Here is an 18,556-nt window from a genome sequence, read left to right as displayed (position 1 = left end):
GGTGCCTGATCGCAATTGAGGAACCGCTCGCGATCGGCTAGAAGGCGCCAAACCCTCAAGCTCAGTCACAGAGGCGCCCCTGATGGCCGCACACCAATACGTTTACCACATGCACAAGCTGTCGAAGACCTATCCGGGCGGCAAGCAGGTGCTGAAGGACATCTCGCTGTCGTTTCTGCCGGGCGCGAAAATCGGCGTAGTCGGCCTCAACGGCGCCGGTAAATCGACGCTTCTGAAGATCATGGCCGGACGCATCGACGACTTCATCGGCGAAGCCTGGGCGGCGGACGGCATCAAGGTTGGCTACCTCCCGCAGGAACCCGAGCTCGACGAAACGAAAGACGTGCTTGGCAATGCCATGGAAGGCGTCGCCGAGAAGAAGGCTATCCTCGATCGCTATAACGAAATCGCCGCCAACTACACCGAAGAGACGGCGGACGAGATGACGGCTCTGCAGGATCAGATCGACGCGCAGGATCTCTGGGATCTCGATGCGCAGGTCGAGCAGGCGCTCGACGCGCTGCGTTCGCCGCCGGGCGATGCTGACGTCACGAAATTGTCGGGGGGTGAGAAACGCCGCGTTGCGCTGACGCGACTTCTGCTGTCGAAGCCGGACATTCTCCTCCTCGACGAGCCGACCAACCACCTCGACGCCGAAAGCGTTGCATGGCTCGAACGCTATCTTCGTGAGTACACGGGCTGCGTCATCCTCGTGACCCACGACCGCTACTTCCTCGACAACATCACCGAGTGGACTCTCGAACTTGACCGCGGGCAGGGCGTGCCGTGGAAGGGCAACTACTCGGGTTGGCTGGAGCAGAAGGCCAAGCGCGAAGCAACCGAGAAGGCGCAGGAAGAGGGCAAGCAAAAAGCTCTTTCGCGCGAACTCGAATGGATCCGGTCGTCGCCCAAGGCACGGCAGGCGAAATCCAAGGCACGCATCACGGCCTATGAAAAACTCGCGGATGAAGCAGGCCGCGAGGAGGCGGGCCGCGCCAGCATTCAAATCGCAACCGGTCCGCGCCTTGGTGGCATCGTCATCGAGGCAGAGGATCTGAGCAAAGGCTTCGGCGATCGCCTGCTGATCGACAATCTGTCGTTCAAGCTGCCGCCGGGCGGCATCGTCGGCGTTATCGGTCCGAACGGCGCGGGCAAGACGACGCTGTTCAAGATGCTGACCGGCGCCGAACAACCCGATTCCGGCTCCATCAAGCTCGGCGAAACGGTGAAGATCGCCTACGTCGATCAGTCCCGCGCGCACCTCGATGACAAGAAGACGGTCTGGGAGGAAATCTCCGGCGGCCTCGACCAGATGCTGCTCGGCGGCAAGAAGGAAGTTCCGAGCCGCGCCTACTGCGGCTGGTTCAACTTCAAGGGCGCCGATCAGCAGAAGAAGGTTGGCTTACTGTCGGGCGGCGAACGCAATCGCGTCCACTTGGCGAAGCTTCTGAAAGAGGGCGGCAACCTGCTGCTGCTCGACGAACCGACGAACGACCTCGATACCGAAACGCTCGGCGCACTCGAGGCGGCGCTCGAAGACTTCCCCGGCTGCGCCGTGGTGATCTCGCACGATCGCTTCTTCCTCGACCGCTTGGCGACGCACATTCTCGCGTTCGAAGGCGATAGCCACGTCGAATGGTTCGAAGGCAACTTCGCCGACTACGAAGAAGACAAGAAGCGCCGTTTGGGCGATGAGGCCGTTGAGCCCCATCGCATCAAGTTCAAACGCTTCGAGCGATAAGTGTGTGAGCGCGCTTCGGCGCGCTCAATACATTTGTAATGCGAGAACACCGCCAGGACCGATCATGAGGCCCCAGATCTCGTCGGCACCGACCGTCACAGGTTCGGCGTCGCCGCCCGCTGCGCCTTTAAGTGAATACGAGTAGGTGCCGGGTTTGACGTCGAGCTTAGGACCGTCAGGCCCGTTCTTCCCGGCACCCGCCTTCACTTTCACAGTCTTTCCAGCGATCGTGATCGTGGCGGGCGTATCGAGAATATTGCCGAACAGGATCGTGACTTGGCCGGGCTTCGGCATGAAGCCCGATGCTTTCGCTTTTGCTTCTTCGCGAATAGCCAGAGAGACAATCGTCTCGCCGTTGGCGCGCGAGAGCTTCAGGACGGCTGGTCCATCCGGCGTCGCGTAACGAAGCTCAGCTCGGTCTGCGGTGACGACAGCTTTTGCGGTGTCCTCAGTCCAATTTCGTTTGCCGAGCTCGCTACGATAAAAATCGAGAACGGCCGCGAGCTTGGCGCGCACGCTGGCATTGGCACCGCGCCGGAAGGGCGTCGACTCGCTACCGCTCAATGAATTCGGCTTGGGCACCGGCAACCCGCCGGCTTCGTCTGCAACGAGTGGTTCATCTGCCGCGTTGCTTTGATCCGCAGTAGACGGAGTTTCGCCCGAAGCCGCTTCGCCTGAAGCTGTTTTATTCGCGGCTTTGAAGACCGAACCCGTACCCATCACGTTGACCGACGACCCCATCTTCAGAATCGTCAGCGAAACCTCGTCGCTGCCTTTGCGAAACCCGAGCACGGTCATGTTCGAGCGATTGATGACGGACTTTTGCTCCGACCATCCGAGCGCTTTCATTTCCGTTCGATAGAACGCCGCGACCTGCTGCACACTCGACGTCGTATTGAATTCGAGCCGGCCGCTATCGGTCTCGATGCCTTCGGCGTTGGCAGGGAGCGGGATCGCTGCCGCGTTGCCAGCAAGCGCTGTCAAAGCTGGTTCGCTCTCGCTTTTTTCTGGTGTCGGTTTGGGCGAGGGAGCCTTGACGCCCTGAAGTGCCTCGGCCGTTGCCCGGCGCGCCTGGTCCATAATGTCAGCAGCAAGCGCATCCATCGCGTCGCCGATCTTGTCGGGCTTCTCGGGTGCGGGAGCGGGCTTCGGCTCTTCGACCGGCGCAGCTTTTTTTGCCACGATCAATTCCGGTGGAATGGCTTCGAGAGTGACGGAGGTCTTGCCGTCATCGTGGCGCTGCAACGACAGAACCAGCGGCTTCTTGTTGTCCTGCACGTAGTACGCGAACGAACCCTTGTCGGTTTTTACGTCGGCAGCAGCGGCCTTCGCCTCTTGCTCCTTCGACCATGGAGACCAACCGCGCGCAATCAACTGCGTGCGGAAATAATCGGCAACCGCTTCGACGGCATCGGGCGTTACGCTGGTCAGCCGCGGAACATTGTCATCGTAGAAGATGTCAGTCGCCTGCGGCGGAAACGGCAGGTCGTTGATAAGATTTACGAACGAATACGTCACGCTCGTAGCATTGTTCTGCGCTGGCGCTACCGTCACGTAAACGGAGAGACCTTGAGCGCCCTTTTTGAAGGATGCGAGCGACATGGTCTCGTTCGCTTGCGCAGTCGAACTTGGCGCGTATTGCTGCCAGCCGTCTTCAGTGAGCGCCTTGCGCGTCCCTTCAGCCGAGTCCGCCACCGGAGTGGATGTCGTGAAAATCGTGGTGGCAGGGCTCGCGAATACATCCTTGGTACCACTGACGCGCGGCAGCTTGCTGGCATCAAGGGCATCGGCTGCGAGAGCCGGGCCGGAAGCAACAACGATCAGTCCGAGCATTGCCAAGACGGACGTGCGAACAGTGCGGAAATGAATGGGCATTGCGTATGAACTCCGGAATTCAGCAGATGACGGAGCGAACGGGAATTGACTAATCCCACCGCTCCGAAATTGCCATAGCGAGTGCATCCGGAACTGGTCTGTGCCCAAGGGGACAGAAAAAAGCCGCGCTTTGAGGAGCGCGGCTTTGCAATGAACATTTGTGGAGAGCGGGATCAGCCGCTGCTGTTGTCGATGACCGGCAGCTGCTTGGCCTCGTCCGCGCTAAGCGAAAGTTTTACGCTGTCTCCGACGTTGGCAATCTTATCAGCCGTCACCGCAAATACCTTTGCGTTGATGCTGGCCGATCCGCCGAGCGTGACAAGAATTTCCTGAACTTTGCCGGAGTCATCGGACTTGACGCGGTTGACCTCACCGATCTGCGTTCCATCCGAACCGAATACAGCCGTGCCGATCTTGAGTTGTGTCGCGCTGATGTCCGAGCTTGCGGCGGCCGGAGCGGCGGAATCTGCAGCGGCGGCATCCGGGTGCTCATGCGTCGAGTGATCGTTCGTAGACTGATCGTCGCTCGGAGGCGCAGTCGCACCGTCACCATCGCTCGGAGCTTCATTTTCCGGAGCCGGTGCGGCTGATGGGGCATCATCCTCTGGCGGCGCGGAAGGCTGCTCCGCGTCTCCGGAAGCCGGAGCTTCCGTGCTGTCGGTCGATTGATCGTCCGGTGCAGCCTGAGGTTCGGTTGCCTCTGCGGGCGGCGCCGTTTCTTCCTGAGCGACGACGATTGAATCCGAAGCCGGATCCGATGCGGCTGGCATCGCAGCGCTGCCCAGAACCAATGCCGCGCCGATAGCTGCGCCTGCGAGGACGCTAAATTTCGTAGAGACCATTCTCGTTCTCCCTTACCGCGACGCGTTTCGGCGCTCGCGCCAGCGTCCCCCGATCTACGGAGCGCAGTTGCCACATAGAAGCCCGGCCTTGTCAATTGAGCACAACTGCCCAGTCGGAAACCGGCCGTGCGCGCTCGCCCGAAAGGCGCCCGCGCGCCTCAGATAGGAAGTGACAAGAGTGACGATAAGAGGACGGCAACCGGCAGGTGAAAGTTTTCCCCCGGATTAGCTCGAAAACGTTGCCGCGGCGCACGCCATCGTCCGATTAAAGACGATGCAGAGCGCCGCGGATGCAATCAGCGGCTGAGCGCCAGGATCAGCGCGCGCGGATTGTTGCCGTTCTCGCTGATGTAATTCTGGAACAAATCGTTGAGGAACGAGGTCATCCAGAAGCCGACGACCTGGGCGTCCCTGACCTTATAGGTGGAGCCCGATTTCACGACGAGCCAGCGAATGTCGTAGCTCTCGCCGGTACGCATGGTGATGCGCGCATCGACGTTCGTGCCACCGGCATCGCCGGGGCCCTGGCCAACGACAGTTGCCCGGGCGACAGGATACTGCGGCGCTGTCTTAGCCGCGTACTTGGCGATGAAATTGATCATCGCGGCGTAATACGCGGGACGCTCGGTTTTCGGCAGCGTGCGTGCGTGCGGACCGAGCGCAGTCAGCCCGATACCGGGCGAATCCATGTGTGAGCGCAGCACGTTGCTGAAGGCGACGACGCCGCCATTCCGTTGCGCTGCAATCAATTCGTTCTGCACCCGCTGCATGTAGACAGCAGGCGATTCCGCCAACGCGGCACTCGTCGTAAAGCTCACGAACGAGACCATGATCAGCGCCAGCCATTGCAGAGACCGGCCCCCGTTCCAAACTGTCATGTGTTTTCCCAATTTTTGCATTCGTCGCCCCTTATCAAATCTGGCGAATGAAGTCAGCCGAAACGATCGCTTGAGCCCTGCGCTGCCTCTCAAGCCGAGCCACTAGGGGTAGAGAAGCAACAATATCGTCAAAACGATGCCCCTCAGGCGGTCATGGCAACAAGTTCTGCGCCAGCGCCGATTGTTGGTGTTTCCGGACGCGCCGAGCGCGGGCCATCCATCGGCGGTCGGCGATTGAACCCAAGTGCTTGGCGCAAAGCATCAAGTTCGCCCTCTCCGATGGTCGGCGCGCTCATCAGGATGACGCTGCGGCGGCGATCGGGATGCACCAGCATGGCCTCGCTGCGCACACCCGATAGGGAAGACCGGAGATTGAGCGAAATGCCCTCGTAAGTCGCGAGAGGCGTCCGCCAAGCTTTGATTGAAAAGGGAGTTTTATCGATGACGCGAACCTCGCCGTCACCGATTTCAATCGAACGTTTGGAGAGCAACGCCATCACGATATTGCGAAGCGGCCAGCAGACGAGCCCGGCCCAGAACGCGAAGGCAACCGCCAGTTCGACGGCGATGAGCGGTTGTTCGGCGAGGGTCGCGCGAATGTCCGGCGATACAACGGCATAGAGGCCAAGCGCGACCTGCGGCAGCACGATGAGCGCGGCGAGCGTCAGCATAACGATGAGCCCGGGAAGCTGCGATCGGCCCGCCTTGGCCTGTTTCAGCGAGATCGGGAGACTCGTTTCGCCGGAAGAAAGATCAACAAACTCATAGCTCAGCTGCTGCATCACAAAATCCGCCCCCAGGCCTTACCGGCCAGGAGACGTTAGTCCGCGTTCGCTAAAACGTGGTTAAGCGAAGCTTCAAGATTGCACGGCGGCGCGGGATAAGGTAGCAAAATTGGCCTTGACACATAAACATATCTTTATATCTTATGGCCATGCCGCTGTCGGAAATCACAACACCGGATCTTGTAACGGCCTTGAAAGCGGCCGCTGAGCCGACGCGCCTGCGCATCCTGCTGCTGCTCGCCGGAGGGGAGCTGAACGTCAAGGATTTGACGCTCATCCTCGGCCAAAGCCAGCCGCGCATCAGCCGCCACCTCAAACTACTCTGCGAAGCAGGCCTGATTGAGCGCTTCCGCGAAGGTAGCTGGGTCTATTTTCACATTTCCGATCGTCAGCCCGGTGGCCGCCTCGCGCTCCGCCTTTTTGCCGACGTCGATCCGTCTGAGCCCGCCGTCCGCCGCGACCGCGAACGCGCTGAAGCCCTCAAGAAGGAACGCGAGGCTTCCGCTCAAACATTTTTCGAGAAGCACGCCGCCGATTGGGACCGCATCCGGTCGATGCATGTCGCCGAACGCGAGGTCGAGTCTGCGATGCTCGAAGCGCTGGGACCCGGACCATTCCGCTTCCTGCTCGATCTTGGAACCGGCACCGGCCGCACGCTCGAGCTATTCTCTGACCGGTTCGAGCGCGGTCTTGGCATAGACGTCAACCAGGCCATGCTCGCCTATGCGCGCGCCAATTTGAAAACCAAAGGCTGCCAGCAGGCGCAAGTCCGCCATGGCGACATCTATGCGCTCTCCCTTGCGGACCGGCAGGCTGACGCTGTCGTGATGCACCAGATTTTGCACTTCCTGTCCGATCCTTCGCTGGCCATTCGTGAGGCCGCTCGCGTGTTGGCACCCGGCGGCAAGCTGCTGATCGTAGACTTCGCTCCGCACGAACTTGAATTCCTTCGCACCGAAGAAGCGCACGAGCGGCTCGGCTTCTCGCACGATCTCATTGCGGGCTGGCTGCGTGACTCCGGGCTCGTTGTTCGCCAGGTCCGGGATCTGACGCGCGACGCTGTCGCCGATGCCGACATTCTGACCGTTACGATGTGGATGGCCGAACGGCCGGCAGATCCATTCGCAAAATCAACTGCGACAGCAGATATCGAGACACTTGAGGAGGCCAGCTGATGGCGATCAGCACCGAAAGTAAAAGCAGGCTGCTTGGCTCCGGCGACATCCTCGCGAGTTTTGAATTCTTTCCTCCGAAGACGGAGAAGATGGAAGAGACGCTGTGGACATCGATTTCGCGTCTTGCGCCGCTGCGTCCAGAGTTCGTGTCCGTTACGTACGGAGCGGGCGGCTCGACGCGCGAACGCACGCACACGACCGTATCGCGTCTGATGCGCGAAACGGAATTGCGCCCCGCGGCTCATCTGACATGCGTTGACGCGACACGCGCCGAAGTCGATGCCGTCGCTCAAGAGTACTGGGACGCAGGCGTTCGCCATATCGTTGCGTTGCGCGGCGATCCCGTACAGGGCGCAGGCACACGCTATGAGCCGCATCCGCAAGGCTACAAGAATGCAGCGGATCTCGTCGCCGGACTGAAGCGCATTGGCAATTTCGAGATCTCAGTCGCGGGATATCCGGAGAAGCATCCCGAAAGCCCGACGATCGAAGCCGACATCGAAAATCTGAAAGCGAAAGTCGACGCCGGAGCCGACCGCATCATCACGCAGTTCGGGTTCGATAACGTACATTTTCTGCGCTATATCGAACGCGTGCGCGCGGCTGGGATATGGGTCCCGATTTCTCCCGGCATCGTTCCAATTCATAATTTCAATCAAGTCGCGAGCTTCGCCAAGCGTGCGGGCGCCACGGTTCCGTCATGGCTTGCGCGTCGCTTCGATGGACTGGAAGCCGACTCCGGAACGACGCACCTCGTTGCGGCCGCCGTTGCCACTGAGCAAGTGATGGGGCTGGTCGACGAAGGCATCAAGAAATTCCACTTCTATACGCTGAACCGCGCTGATCTCGTTTATGCGATCTGCCACTTGCTGGGCTTGCGCCCGGCAGCGGCGGCTAACGCCAACGCAGCGTGACAGCTTTCAAGAATTGTGAGGCTACAACATGAGACGTAAAGCGAGTTGGGCTGCGCTGGAAAAGGCGGCGGCAGCGCGTATCCTGGTCATCGACGGGGCGATGGGTACGATGATCCAGAAGCACAAGCTCGGCGAAGAACACTATCGCGGCGAGCGCTTTCAGGATCATTCCAAAGACGTCAAAGGCAACAACGATCTTCTCGTGCTGACGCAGCCTGCGATCATCGAGCAGATTCACAGCGAGTATTTCGAAGCCGGCGCCGACATCATCGAAACCAATACCTTCAACGCGCAGCGCATTTCGCTCGCCGACTATCATATGGAGGAGTTGGCCTACGAGATGAACGTCGCAGCGGCGAAGCTGGCGCGCAGTGCCGCCGATGAGTGGAGCGCGAAAACGCCGAACAAATCGCGCTTCGTCGCGGGTGCAGTCGGGCCGACCAATCGCACAGCTTCGCTGTCTCCTGACGTCAACAACCCGGGCTATCGCAACGTCAACTTCGATGAGCTTCGCGAGGCGTATAAAGAGCAAGTCTTAGGGCTGATCGACGGCGGCGCCGATATCATTCTGATCGAAACGATCTTCGACACGTTGAATGCTAAAGCGGCAGGCTTTGCTACGCTCGAGGCATTCGAAGAGAGAGACCTTGAACTGCCGATCATGATTTCCGGCACGATTACGGACCGCTCCGGCCGAACGCTGTCGGGCCAGACGTCGGAAGCCTTCTGGTATTCGATGCGGCACCTCCGGCCGTTCTCTATCGGCTTGAATTGCGCGCTCGGCGCGGAGCTGATGCGCCCGTACGTCGCCGAGCTTTCGCAGGTGGCAGACGTCCGCATCTCAGCTTATCCGAACGCCGGTCTTCCGAACGCGATGGGAGAATACGACGAGGACGGCGAAGAGATGTCGTGCAAGATCGAGCCGTGGCTGGCCGATGGATTGATCAACATCATCGGCGGCTGCTGCGGTTCGACGCCGGATCACATCGCGCACATCGCCGCTCACGCACGCAAATACAAGCCGCGCGAAACGCCAAAGCTGCCACCGCGCCTCCGTCTTTCAGGTCTCGAACCGTTCGTGCACGGGTAACAAGAAAAATGACAACGACAAATGCAGCTCAATTGTTCATCAACGTTGGTGAGCGAACGAACGTCACCGGGTCCGCGAAGTTCCGCAAGCTGATCGAGCAGAACGACTACTCGGGCGCGCTTACCGTTGCGCGTCAGCAGGTCGAATCCGGCGCGCAGATCATCGACGTCAATATGGACGAAGGCCTGCTCGACTCCGAGAAGGCGATGGAAACGTTCCTCAACCTGATTGCATCGGAGCCGGATATCAGCCGCGTTCCGATCATGATCGACTCCTCGAAGTGGAGTGTGATCGAGTCCGGATTGAAGTGCATTCAAGGTAAGCCGATCGTCAATTCCATCAGCATGAAGGAAGGCGAGGGGCAGTTCCTCGAGCACGCCCGTAAGGTTCTGCGCTACGGCGCGGCCGTCGTCGTCATGGCGTTCGATGAGGAAGGGCAAGCCGATACAATCGAGCGCAAGGTCTCGATCTGCGAGCGCGCCTACAAGCTTCTAACCGAGAAGGTTGGTTTCCCGCCTGAGGATATCATCTTCGATCCCAACATCTTCGCCGTCGCGACGGGTATCGAAGAGCACAACGGATACGGCATCGCGTTTATCGAAGCGACACGGCAGATCAAGGAAAAGATGCCGCTCGTGCATATCTCGGGCGGCGTATCGAACCTGTCATTCGCGTTCCGCGGCAACGAGCCGGTGCGCCAGGCGATGCACTCGGTATTCCTCTACTATGCGATCCAGGCTGGCATGGACATGGGCATCGTCAACGCCGGTCAGTTGACCGTCTATGACGATATTCCGTTAGAGCTTCGCGAGCTTTGTGAAGACGTCATTCTCAACAAACGGCCTGATGCCACGGACCGTTTGCTCGACGCTGCACCGCGCTTCAAAGGCGACGGCACCGGTGGGAAGACAAAAGAGAAGGATATGTCCTGGCGCGAAGCCCCGGTCGAAAGTCGGCTGGCGCATTCGCTCGTGCATGGCATCACCGATTTCATTGAAGTCGATACCGAAGAAGCGCGCCTCAATGCCGAAAAACCGTTGCACGTTATCGAAGGCCCGTTGATGGCGGGAATGAACGTCGTCGGAGATCTCTTCGGCGCGGGTAAAATGTTTCTGCCGCAGGTGGTGAAATCGGCGCGCGTGATGAAGCAGGCCGTCGCTTATCTGCAACCCTATCTCGAAGCCGAAAAGTTAGCGTCTGGCATCGACCAGTTGCCGTCCGCCGGAAAAATCCTGATGGCGACGGTGAAGGGCGACGTGCACGACATCGGCAAAAACATCGTCGGCGTCGTTCTCCAGTGCAACAACTACGAGGTCATCGACCTCGGCGTTATGGTGCCCGCGGCGAAGATCCTCGACACGGCGCGCAAGGAGAAGGTCGACATGATCGGCCTGTCGGGCCTCATCACGCCGTCCCTCGACGAAATGTGCTACGTCGCGGCCGAGATGGAGCGCGAGGGCTTTGATTGTCCGCTGCTCATTGGTGGCGCAACGACGAGTAAGGTGCACACCGCGGTCAAGATCAACCCGAACTACCACAAGGGCCAGACGGTCTACGTTCTCGACGCCAGCCGCGCCGTCGGCGTCGTGTCGAACCTTCTCTCCGACACCGAGAAGACGACATACGTCGATAATATCAAGGCCGAATACGAAAAGGTTCGCGCCGCACATCTTGCCAACGAAGCCAAGAAACAGCGCATCACAATCGCCGCGGCGCGCGCCAACAAGTTCAAGGTCGACTGGGACAACTTCAAGCCGGTGAAGCCGACTTTCCTCGGCGCGCGGACGTTCTCGAATTTCAGTCTCGCGGCGCTAGTGCCCTATATCGATTGGACACCCTTCTTCCAGACATGGGAGCTGGCCGGACGCTACCCGCAAATCCTCACCGACAACAAAGTCGGCGCGGAAGCCAAGAAGCTGTTTGACGATGCGCAGATTCTATTGAAGCGGATTGTCGATGAGAAATGGGTAAAGGCATCGGGCGTTGTAGGGTTCTGGCCCGCGAACAGCATCGGTGACGACATTTCGCTTTACGCTGACGATAAGCGTCAAACCGAGATCGCGAAACTGTTCACGCTGCGCCAGCAGATCGCCCGTGATCCGTCGCGCAATCGCGCACACATCGCGCTTGCCGACTTCATCGCGCCGCGCGAAACGAATATCGCCGACTACATAGGCGCGTTCGCTGTCACAGCCGGTATCGGCGAAGACGAAGCGATCGAGAAGCACATCCCAAAGACGGACGACTACAGCCGCATCCTAGCCAAGGCACTTTGCGACCGGTTCGCGGAAGCCTTCGCCGAAGTGATGCACCAGAAGGTGCGCAAAGAACTCTGGGGTTACGCCAAGGGCGAAAAGCTCACGAACGATGACCTCATTCTCGAAAAGTATCAGGGCATCCGTCCTGCGCCAGGTTATCCGGCGCAACCCGATCACACCGAGAAGGCGACCATCTGGAAATTGATGGACGTGCAGAATTCCGCCGGCATCGAGCTAACCGAAAGCTACGCGATGTGGCCAGGTGCGGCGGTCTCGGGCTTCTATTACGCCAACCCCGATAGCCATTATTTCGGTGTCGGCAAGGTGGAGCGCGATCAGGTTGAGGATTATGCCGCGCGCAAGGGTTGGACCGTGGAAGAGGCGGAGCGCTGGCTGGCGCCGGTGCTGAACTACGATCGTGCGCCGCGCATCGTCGCCGCTGCATGACACTTTGATGTCGCCTCGCGCAAAATCGCGCGACGGAGAATGACAACAAAAAAAATCGGCGCGGTACCCATAAAGGTCCGCGCCGAACGTTCATCTGGCTCTCGCCAGTCGCATCAAAAGTTTCCCGTCTCGTTGGCTCCTTGGAGCGGTTCTCGCAGGATTGCCTTTGTAGTCAGTCTCAGAGCGTTAGACCACGCCTAGGACGATTGCGAACACGAACCCGAATGACAGAACTGCAGCAATGGTATTAAGCCCGAATTGCACTGTCATGACATGACCTCCTGATTCAGAAGGAACGAGTTTCGACGCCGCTTTCGTTTAACGAGACGCTACCGATGAGCTGCACTCTCTGACAAGCAAAAAGAGTTTTGCATTGCGGAGAGAAAGAACTTCGCGCTTGCGGTATGGCATCGGGAAAAAATCCAGATCAGGCTCGGCGTCAAACCATCAGTGGCCGGAGCAAAACCCACCACAATGCCGAAGGTTGCGCGATTGAATAAATTTATATCGTAAGGCCAGAAAACCTTCGCTGACGCGAATTTTGGCGCAAAATGCGCTGCACCAAAAGGTTCAGAAAAATTTGTTGGCAATCGGCTTCGCGGAGATAAGACGAGACAGAAATCGCGCTCGTGGGCCGCTGTTAACGCGATGTCAGGTCGTCACCAAGCGTTTGCGCAGCAGGATTTCGGCTGTTCCCTCTGCAACTAAATCAGAAAGCAAAGCCGTTCGCACGTAGCCATGGCTTTCGTAGAATCTGAGCGCAGACGTGTTGAAGTCCGAAGCGGCGATCCAGAGATTCTGAGCACTTCCGCGCCGCGCTTCACGCTCAAACCAGTCGAGCACTTGGCCGCCGATGCCCTGGCGCTGAAATGCGGGAAGCACGCCAAGAAACTGCAGATATGGTCCGCGCAGCCAATTCCGCTTCACCGATATCGCGCCAGCGAGCGCCCGCTCCGCATTGATTGTGAACCGTGCCTCGTCCGCTCCCGGGTTAGCGAGAAAGGCCGTCAGCGCCTCGGATGTGTAGCGGTAGTGGTGCCATGGGTCGATGCACGACAGCGCCGGGCCGAGCGTACCGGCAGCCGTGGCCGTCATCGGTTCGAACGTGACCTGAAGAGATGTCTTTCGTGAGCTCTGACTCATGTCAGTTCGAGCCACGAGTGGCTTTCGCAGTCGTGGCGGGCTTTACGCGAGCTTGAGGCTTCTTGACGGTGGTTGCCGCCGACCAGCCCTTCGTCGCTTTGTCGGCTGCGCCCGCGCCGTTTAGGGGATGATGCAACGCCGACAGAAAGTCATAGCGATTTGTGTCGCCCGGCTTGCGATCATAGCATTCGCGCGTGATGACCGGTTTGCCCATCGCGATCAGTTCGCTGACTGTTACGAACGTATACCCCTTCGCTTTGAGCTGAGGGATGGCGATCGGCAACGCCTCTGCCGTGTGCCAGCCACGCCCGTTCGCGTGATTGACGATGATTGATCCGGGCTTCGTCTGATGCACCATCGCGTTGGCAATTGCCGCCGCTGAGACGTGCGGATCCGGATCGCCGGTCGCTACGTCCCACTGAATAGCGAGCATCCCGGCGTCATTCACGTCCTTCATCGTGGCGTCGTTGCAGGCTCCGTAGGGAAAGCGAAAAACGCGAGGCTGCTGCGGAATGCTTTCGAGAGCCGACGGGCTCGTCGACAAGCACTGATTTGCAGCGAGACGTGCGCGCGTATCCTCGTAGGTTTTCTGCGGCGCGAGAATTTGCTGCCGAGCGATCGCGGGCGTAACAAGCCGCAAATTCTGATGCGTCTCCGTGTGATTACCGATTTCGAACAGCGGGTCGAGCATCAGTTGCTGAATGCGCGTCTGGTGGGACACCATCCACTTTCCGCCGGTGAAGAACGTCGCTTTGACGCCCTGCTGGCGCAGATAGTCGATTATGCGTCCTTCATATCCGGCAATCTCGCCGCGCTGCTCACACAGGTCGAACGTCAGCGCGACCGCCTTCTGACCGCCCGGTATATCGACACGCCGGATCGCGCCGCGAAGTTCCGGGGCGACGCCAGCCGCAGGTTTGAAGTCGCCAAGTTTTTCCGGGCGATCGAAAGAACGATTGCCCTTTTGCGCGGCCTCTTCGCCAGCGACCGCGGAAAGCGCGCTCGGAGGGAAGCACGCGCTCTGCAGTGCCGCGTTTCCTGCAATCGCAGAACTGCCGGTGAGCAGGAGGAGGGCTCCTGCAATCTGAAACCGGCGAAAGCACTGAGGAGCGCGCGTCATGTCATGCGCCTGTAAACTTCGGTTTGCGCTTTTCGAGAAAGGCGCGGCGGCCTTCCGCGTAGTCGTTACTGGCGAAGCACTTAGCCACCGCCGCGTCCAGAGCATGCATATCCGGATCTTCCGGAAACCGCGAAATTTCATCGATGATGAATTTTGACGCGGAAATCGAGAGCGGCGCGTTATCGGCAATCTCCTGCGCAAGTGCGCGCACCGTCGCCTCGATGTCGGCTTTGGAAACAAGCTGGGAAATCAGTCCCATCGCGTCCGCATCGGCGGAACGGAACCGGCGGCCCGTGAACAGCAGCAGCTTGGCCTGATCGGGTCTGACAGCCGCAAGAATGGGTTGCACCCAACGCGCGTTGTAGCCGATGCCGAGCCGGGCGGCGGGAATGGCGAACTGGCTTGTTTCATCTGCAATTCGCATGTCGCAGCAAAGTGCCACTCCAAGACCGCCGCCGAGGCAAAAGCCCTGGATCATCGCGATGGTCGGCTTGGGGCAGCCAATCAGAGCGTTGAACGCCGCGTCGTTCAGCGCGTCGTACGACCGCGCGCCATCGCCGGTTCGAGCGCTCTCGAATTCGGAAATGTCGGCGCCCGCGGAGAAGGCCTTGTCGCCTTCGCCTCTGAGCACAATGACCCGGACGTCCGGGTCGGCTACGGCCGCCTTAATCTGGGCCGGAATGGATTCCCACATCGCGCTGGTCAGCGCGTTCATGCGCGCTGGGTTGGCGATCGTTATCCAGGCGATGGCTCCGTCCTTAAAGGTGCGTAAAGCCGGAACGGAGATCTCCGCGTCTGACATTCGGTGGATCCTTTCGTGTTTCCGGCCATTTAGTGTGTATTCGATAGTCGGGCAAATGCGTCCGCGGGTGGCAGATGAGCGCGGCCAAGTATATATGAGGAAAGGCCGGGCAATTGACCGGAATGCTGCGGCTCGTTAATCGCCTTCGTGCAGAATAAGCAGGTACGCGCACGGGCCCGGCCTAGCCGTGTTGGCCGGTGACAAGAGGTTACCAGTGTCGAAATCCAGTATCGCGCCGACCAGGGTGCAAATCGTCGATCCGATCTGGGCCCAAGTCCGGACCGAGGCCCAGGCCGCTATGAAGGCTGAGCCTGCGCTCGGCAGCTTCATTTTTGCGACCGTGCTGAGCCAGGAGCGGTTCGAGGACGCGATCTGCCACCGTCTCTCGCAACGCCTCCACCATTTCGACGCCGACGCGGGCGTCATTTCGCACACGTTCCAGAATGTTCTCGCTGAGGATCAGGATCTCGGCATGATGTTCCGTGCCGATCTCGCCGCCGTTTACGACCGCGATCCGGCCTGCACCCGCATGATCGAACCGCTGCTGTATTTCAAAGGGTATCATGCCCTGGCAACGCACCGTTTCGCTCACGCCCTCTGGCGCCGCGGCCGGCGAGATTTCGCGCTGTACCTACAAAGCCAAAGTTCACGTCTCTTCGCGACGGACATTCACCCGGCGGCCCGGTTTGGCCAGGGCATTATGCTCGACCATGCAACCGGCCTAGTGGTCGGAGAGACCGCCGTCGTTGGCGACAATTGTTCGTTCCTGCATGCCGTTACGCTCGGCGGCAGCGGCAAGGAAACAGGTGACCGTCATCCCAAGATCGGCGACAACGTGCTCGTCGGCGCCGGTGCCAAAATTCTTGGAAACATCAAGGTCGGCATGTGCTCGCGCATTGCAGCGGGCTCGGTCGTGTTATCGGATGTCCCCGCCAACGTCACGGTCGCCGGCGTGCCGGCAAAGATTGTCGGCAGCGCGGGCTGTGCGGAACCCGCCCGCTCAATGGAGCAGGGCTGGATCGACAACTTCGGCGGTCTGTGACCGCTCACCAGGAGAAATGAATTGAAGAAAGATGAATTAGCGAAGCTCCAGAGCTATCTCCGCAAAACGTTCGGCGCGACGACGCTTGAAGTGAAAGCGCAGCCGAAAAAGGATGATATGGCCGAGGTCTTCATCAACAACGAGTTCGTTGCCGCGCTCTATCGCGAAGAGGAAGACGGAGAGATCTCGTATCAGCTCCAGATGGCCATCCTGGACGTCGACCTCGAAGGCGTGTGACCGGCGAAAGGCTCTTTGAATGGCTCTCTATAATCTCGATGGCGTCGGAGTTTCGACCCCCCCCGGCGGCTCCTTCTGGGTGGCGCCGAATGCCATCGTTATCGGCAAGGTGAAACTCGAAGAGGACTCGAGCGTCTGGTTCAACGCCGTCCTGCGCGGTGACAACGAGCTCATCACGATCGGACCGCGTTCGAACGTGCAGGACGGGTCTGTCCTGCATACCGATCCAGGCTTTCCGCTAACAGTCGGCGCCGATTGCACGATCGGCCACATGGTCATGCTGCATGGCTGTACGATTGGCCGTGGCTCGCTGATCGGCATCGGCTCGATCATTTTGAACGGCGCGAAGATCGGCGAGGAGTGCGTGATCGGCGCGAACACTCTGATCCCGGAGAACAAGGAAATCCCGCCACGTTCGATGGTGGTGGGCTCGCCCGGCAAGATCGTGCGCGAATTGAGCGATGAGGACGTAGCGCGCTTTTCCGCCGCCGCGGGCCGATACGTTGCAAACTGGAAGCGCTATGAGGCGGGCTTTGTCCCCCACGTGCCAGATCCAGGTCTCGCAATGCCCTAAAATAAAAAAGGCCCGAAATTTCGGGCCTTTTTTATTGTTCTGATTTTGCTTAGCGAAGGGTTTCGATGCCTTCGAAGCCGCGCTCGATTGCCGGATTGGACTGCACGCCCGCAAGAGCGGCCGGCGTCGCTGCATCGTTCGGATCGAGCGAAACCCAGACCTTGGGATCGAGATACGATTGACGCATCACGTAATGATAGGGCGTCTGGTTCCAGAGCCGCACAACGTCGATCTTGTTGTCGAGGATGAAGTCACCCTGCGTCGTGCGCGCGGTCAGCACGGCGTGACCTTCGTTCTTCTCGTCACGAACAACCGTCATCAGCAGCGCGCCAGCAGGCCAGCCGCGTGCGATCAGGCGATGACGTTTGAGGAGAGCATAATCCTCGCAGTCGCCACGCGTTTTAGGCAGCGTCCAATACTCAGTGACGCCATAAATCTCCATATCCGTCGCCGGTTCGATCTCGTGATTAACCTGGCGGTTAACACTATCGAGGATCGCAAGCCGCTCGGGCGTCGCTTCGAAGCGCGCGTCGTTCTTTGCTGTCGCAACGCATTCCTGCGGCATCGACTCGCAAAAACGAACAAACCCATAGGGAGGCTGCGAACTACCGTAAATCCGCATGAATTCAGGTGCGCGCGTCGCCGGATTGACGATTGCTACCTGCTGCGCGACTGCCGGCATGGCCGCCGCAAAAACGCCTACGGCCACACCAATGGCCACGCTACCGTACATCATGATACGCCCTCGAACACTGTACGATACAATACGCGAAACACTTGTTTTTAGCATAAACACCGGCCTCGGCATTCGCGCCAAAGGTAGATAAAAATTTATCGGAAAGAATTTGGCAACTCGGCGGGCGATTTGAGGCATCACACAACCAACGCAAAAACGATCATGGAAAACTCTCGCGCATCGCCTCGGGCGACAACAGCGACAGGAACTGGAGGCCGATGCCGTGCTCATGGTGTCGCCGTACGATCGCCCGTGACTTTCCGGCGACCACAAAGCTCCCGATCGGCGGGCGCGCGGGCGTGCCGATAGAAGCTCCGGATGCGGATAAATCGAGCAATTCGACGTCGATGATTACGCCGTCGTCGACCTTCAACGTTGTCCGCCGTCCCCGGGTTCCAACGCGTTCGTGAAGGCGGACTGCCTGTTCGGGATAGTCCTCCCGGTTGATCAGCCACATAATCTGCGCGGCGAGTTTTTCCCGCTTGTGCTCTGTGACCTTGAAAGCAAAGGCAAAGCCGCCTTCGGTCAGGCGCGCAACGATGCCCTCGACGCCGCCGAGGTGCTCGAAATAGGCAACGACCCGCTCGCCGATTTCTGGAACGTGAGGAGTGAGCACCGCGGCGCCGCCAACGGAGACGTCCTTCATCTCACAGGTGAACTCGCTACGATCGGAGCGCATGTAGCGCCCCGAGAGCGTCAAAGGCAGACGGCGGTGCTTCCGCGAGTCGAATGCCGAGTGCATATCGGTCGAACGCGGGAGGTCGCGAAAGGGTGTTGTCAGCACGGACATGACCGATCCTCAAGCCCCTCAGGGAGCCGGACTTAGAGACCGTGCCCTCGAAAGCGGCGAGGAAGTGCGGCCTACCCTCGAACTATGCGGGGAGCTTCTTAATGAAG

Annotated in this window: 17 protein-coding genes; 8 read left to right on the top strand and 9 right to left on the bottom strand. The window is 59.5% G+C overall.

All coding sequences use genetic code 11. The features are described 5' to 3' along the window. Positions 1 to 82: 82 nt before the first annotated feature. Complete coding sequence (gene ettA, locus DLM45_RS01070) at positions 83 to 1,741, top strand: energy-dependent translational throttle protein EttA (RefSeq protein ID WP_181335154.1); 1,659 nt, start codon at positions 83 to 85, stop codon at positions 1,739 to 1,741. Positions 1,742 to 1,765: 24 nt separating this feature from the next. Here ettA and DLM45_RS01065 read toward each other — a convergent pair whose 3' ends face one another. The 4 genes from DLM45_RS01065 to DLM45_RS01050 all read right to left on the bottom strand — a co-directional run bounded on the left by DLM45_RS01065 (position 1,766) and on the right by DLM45_RS01050 (position 6,118). Continuing rightward, positions 1,766 to 3,616, bottom strand: coding sequence for a hypothetical protein (locus tag DLM45_RS01065; protein ID WP_181335153.1), 1,851 nt, complete (start codon positions 3,614 to 3,616; stop codon positions 1,766 to 1,768). A gap of 173 nt (positions 3,617 to 3,789) precedes the next feature. Further along, a complete protein-coding gene (locus DLM45_RS01060) occupies positions 3,790 to 4,458 on the bottom strand; it encodes a PRC-barrel domain-containing protein (RefSeq protein ID WP_181335152.1) in 669 nt (222 codons plus the stop codon). A 296-nt stretch (positions 4,459 to 4,754) separates the two neighbouring features. Continuing rightward, positions 4,755 to 5,336, bottom strand: coding sequence for an ABC transporter substrate-binding protein (locus DLM45_RS01055; RefSeq protein ID WP_181335151.1), 582 nt, complete (start codon positions 5,334 to 5,336; stop codon positions 4,755 to 4,757). 143 nt (positions 5,337 to 5,479) lie between these two features. Further along, positions 5,480 to 6,118: a hypothetical protein gene (locus DLM45_RS01050; protein WP_181335150.1), complete on the bottom strand. Its 639-nt coding sequence runs from the start codon at positions 6,116 to 6,118 to the stop codon at positions 5,480 to 5,482. Between the two features lie 152 nt (positions 6,119 to 6,270). On the opposite strand from DLM45_RS01050, the gene DLM45_RS01045 reads away from it, so the two are divergent. From DLM45_RS01045 to metH, 4 genes are read left to right on the top strand one after another with little or no spacing between them, the layout of a single operon-like run. Further along, positions 6,271 to 7,296 carry an ArsR/SmtB family transcription factor gene (locus tag DLM45_RS01045; protein WP_181338141.1) on the top strand — a complete coding sequence of 342 codons (1,026 nt, stop codon included), beginning with the start codon at positions 6,271 to 6,273 and terminating at the stop codon, positions 7,294 to 7,296. Beyond that, positions 7,296 to 8,210, top strand: a complete 915-nt coding sequence (metF, locus tag DLM45_RS01040) for a methylenetetrahydrofolate reductase [NAD(P)H] (RefSeq protein ID WP_181335149.1) — start codon at positions 7,296 to 7,298, stop codon at positions 8,208 to 8,210. The genes DLM45_RS01045 and metF overlap by 1 nt, the downstream gene beginning before the upstream one ends. Positions 8,211 to 8,238: 28 nt before the next feature. Beyond that, a complete protein-coding gene (locus DLM45_RS01035; protein WP_181335148.1) occupies positions 8,239 to 9,300 on the top strand; it encodes a homocysteine S-methyltransferase family protein in 1,062 nt (353 codons plus the stop codon). Continuing rightward, the gene (gene metH / locus DLM45_RS01030) at positions 9,225 to 12,005 is read left to right on the top strand and encodes a methionine synthase (RefSeq protein ID WP_343062333.1); all 2,781 of its coding nucleotides are present in this window, start codon (positions 9,225 to 9,227) and stop codon (positions 12,003 to 12,005) included. Before DLM45_RS01035 ends, metH begins: the two co-directional genes overlap by 76 nt. Before the next feature lie 651 nt (positions 12,006 to 12,656). Here the strand turns inward: metH and DLM45_RS01025 are convergent. The 3 genes from DLM45_RS01025 to DLM45_RS01015 are packed head-to-tail and all read right to left on the bottom strand — an operon-like array spanning position 12,657 to position 15,070. Then, the gene (locus DLM45_RS01025) at positions 12,657 to 13,148 is read right to left on the bottom strand and encodes a GNAT family N-acetyltransferase (RefSeq protein ID WP_181335146.1); all 492 of its coding nucleotides are present in this window, start codon (positions 13,146 to 13,148) and stop codon (positions 12,657 to 12,659) included. A gap of 1 nt (position 13,149) precedes the next feature. Further along, the gene (locus DLM45_RS01020; protein WP_181335145.1) at positions 13,150 to 14,268 is read right to left on the bottom strand and encodes a polysaccharide deacetylase family protein; all 1,119 of its coding nucleotides are present in this window, start codon (positions 14,266 to 14,268) and stop codon (positions 13,150 to 13,152) included. Position 14,269: 1 nt separating this feature from the next. Next, complete coding sequence (locus DLM45_RS01015; protein ID WP_181335144.1) at positions 14,270 to 15,070, bottom strand: enoyl-CoA hydratase; 801 nt, start codon at positions 15,068 to 15,070, stop codon at positions 14,270 to 14,272. A 214-nt stretch (positions 15,071 to 15,284) separates the two neighbouring features. Here DLM45_RS01015 and cysE point away from each other — a divergent pair, with 214 nt between their 5' ends. Genes cysE through DLM45_RS01000 form a run of 3 tightly spaced genes read left to right on the top strand, consistent with a single transcriptional unit; the run spans position 15,285 to position 16,923 of the window. Further along, positions 15,285 to 16,112, top strand: coding sequence for a serine O-acetyltransferase (gene cysE, locus DLM45_RS01010; RefSeq protein ID WP_181335143.1), 828 nt, complete (start codon positions 15,285 to 15,287; stop codon positions 16,110 to 16,112). Positions 16,113 to 16,133: 21 nt separating this feature from the next. Then, positions 16,134 to 16,349, top strand: a complete 216-nt coding sequence (locus tag DLM45_RS01005; RefSeq protein WP_181335142.1) for a DUF3126 family protein — start codon at positions 16,134 to 16,136, stop codon at positions 16,347 to 16,349. 19 nt (positions 16,350 to 16,368) lie between these two features. Further along, complete coding sequence (locus DLM45_RS01000; RefSeq protein WP_181335141.1) at positions 16,369 to 16,923, top strand: gamma carbonic anhydrase family protein; 555 nt, start codon at positions 16,369 to 16,371, stop codon at positions 16,921 to 16,923. Between the two features lie 49 nt (positions 16,924 to 16,972). Here the strand turns inward: DLM45_RS01000 and DLM45_RS00995 are convergent, their stop codons facing one another. Further along, complete coding sequence (locus tag DLM45_RS00995) at positions 16,973 to 17,659, bottom strand: transglutaminase-like cysteine peptidase (protein ID WP_181335140.1); 687 nt, start codon at positions 17,657 to 17,659, stop codon at positions 16,973 to 16,975. 160 nt (positions 17,660 to 17,819) lie between these two features. Beyond that, the gene (locus DLM45_RS00990) at positions 17,820 to 18,449 is read right to left on the bottom strand and encodes a PilZ domain-containing protein (RefSeq protein WP_181335139.1); all 630 of its coding nucleotides are present in this window, start codon (positions 18,447 to 18,449) and stop codon (positions 17,820 to 17,822) included. Between the last annotated feature and the right edge of the window lie 107 nt (positions 18,450 to 18,556).

Source organism: Hyphomicrobium methylovorum (assembly GCF_013626205.1).
Taxonomy (GTDB): domain Bacteria; phylum Pseudomonadota; class Alphaproteobacteria; order Rhizobiales; family Hyphomicrobiaceae; genus Hyphomicrobium_B; species Hyphomicrobium_B methylovorum.
The sequence above is the reverse complement of the archived record's forward strand: the minus strand, read 5'-3'. Positions and strand labels throughout refer to the sequence as shown.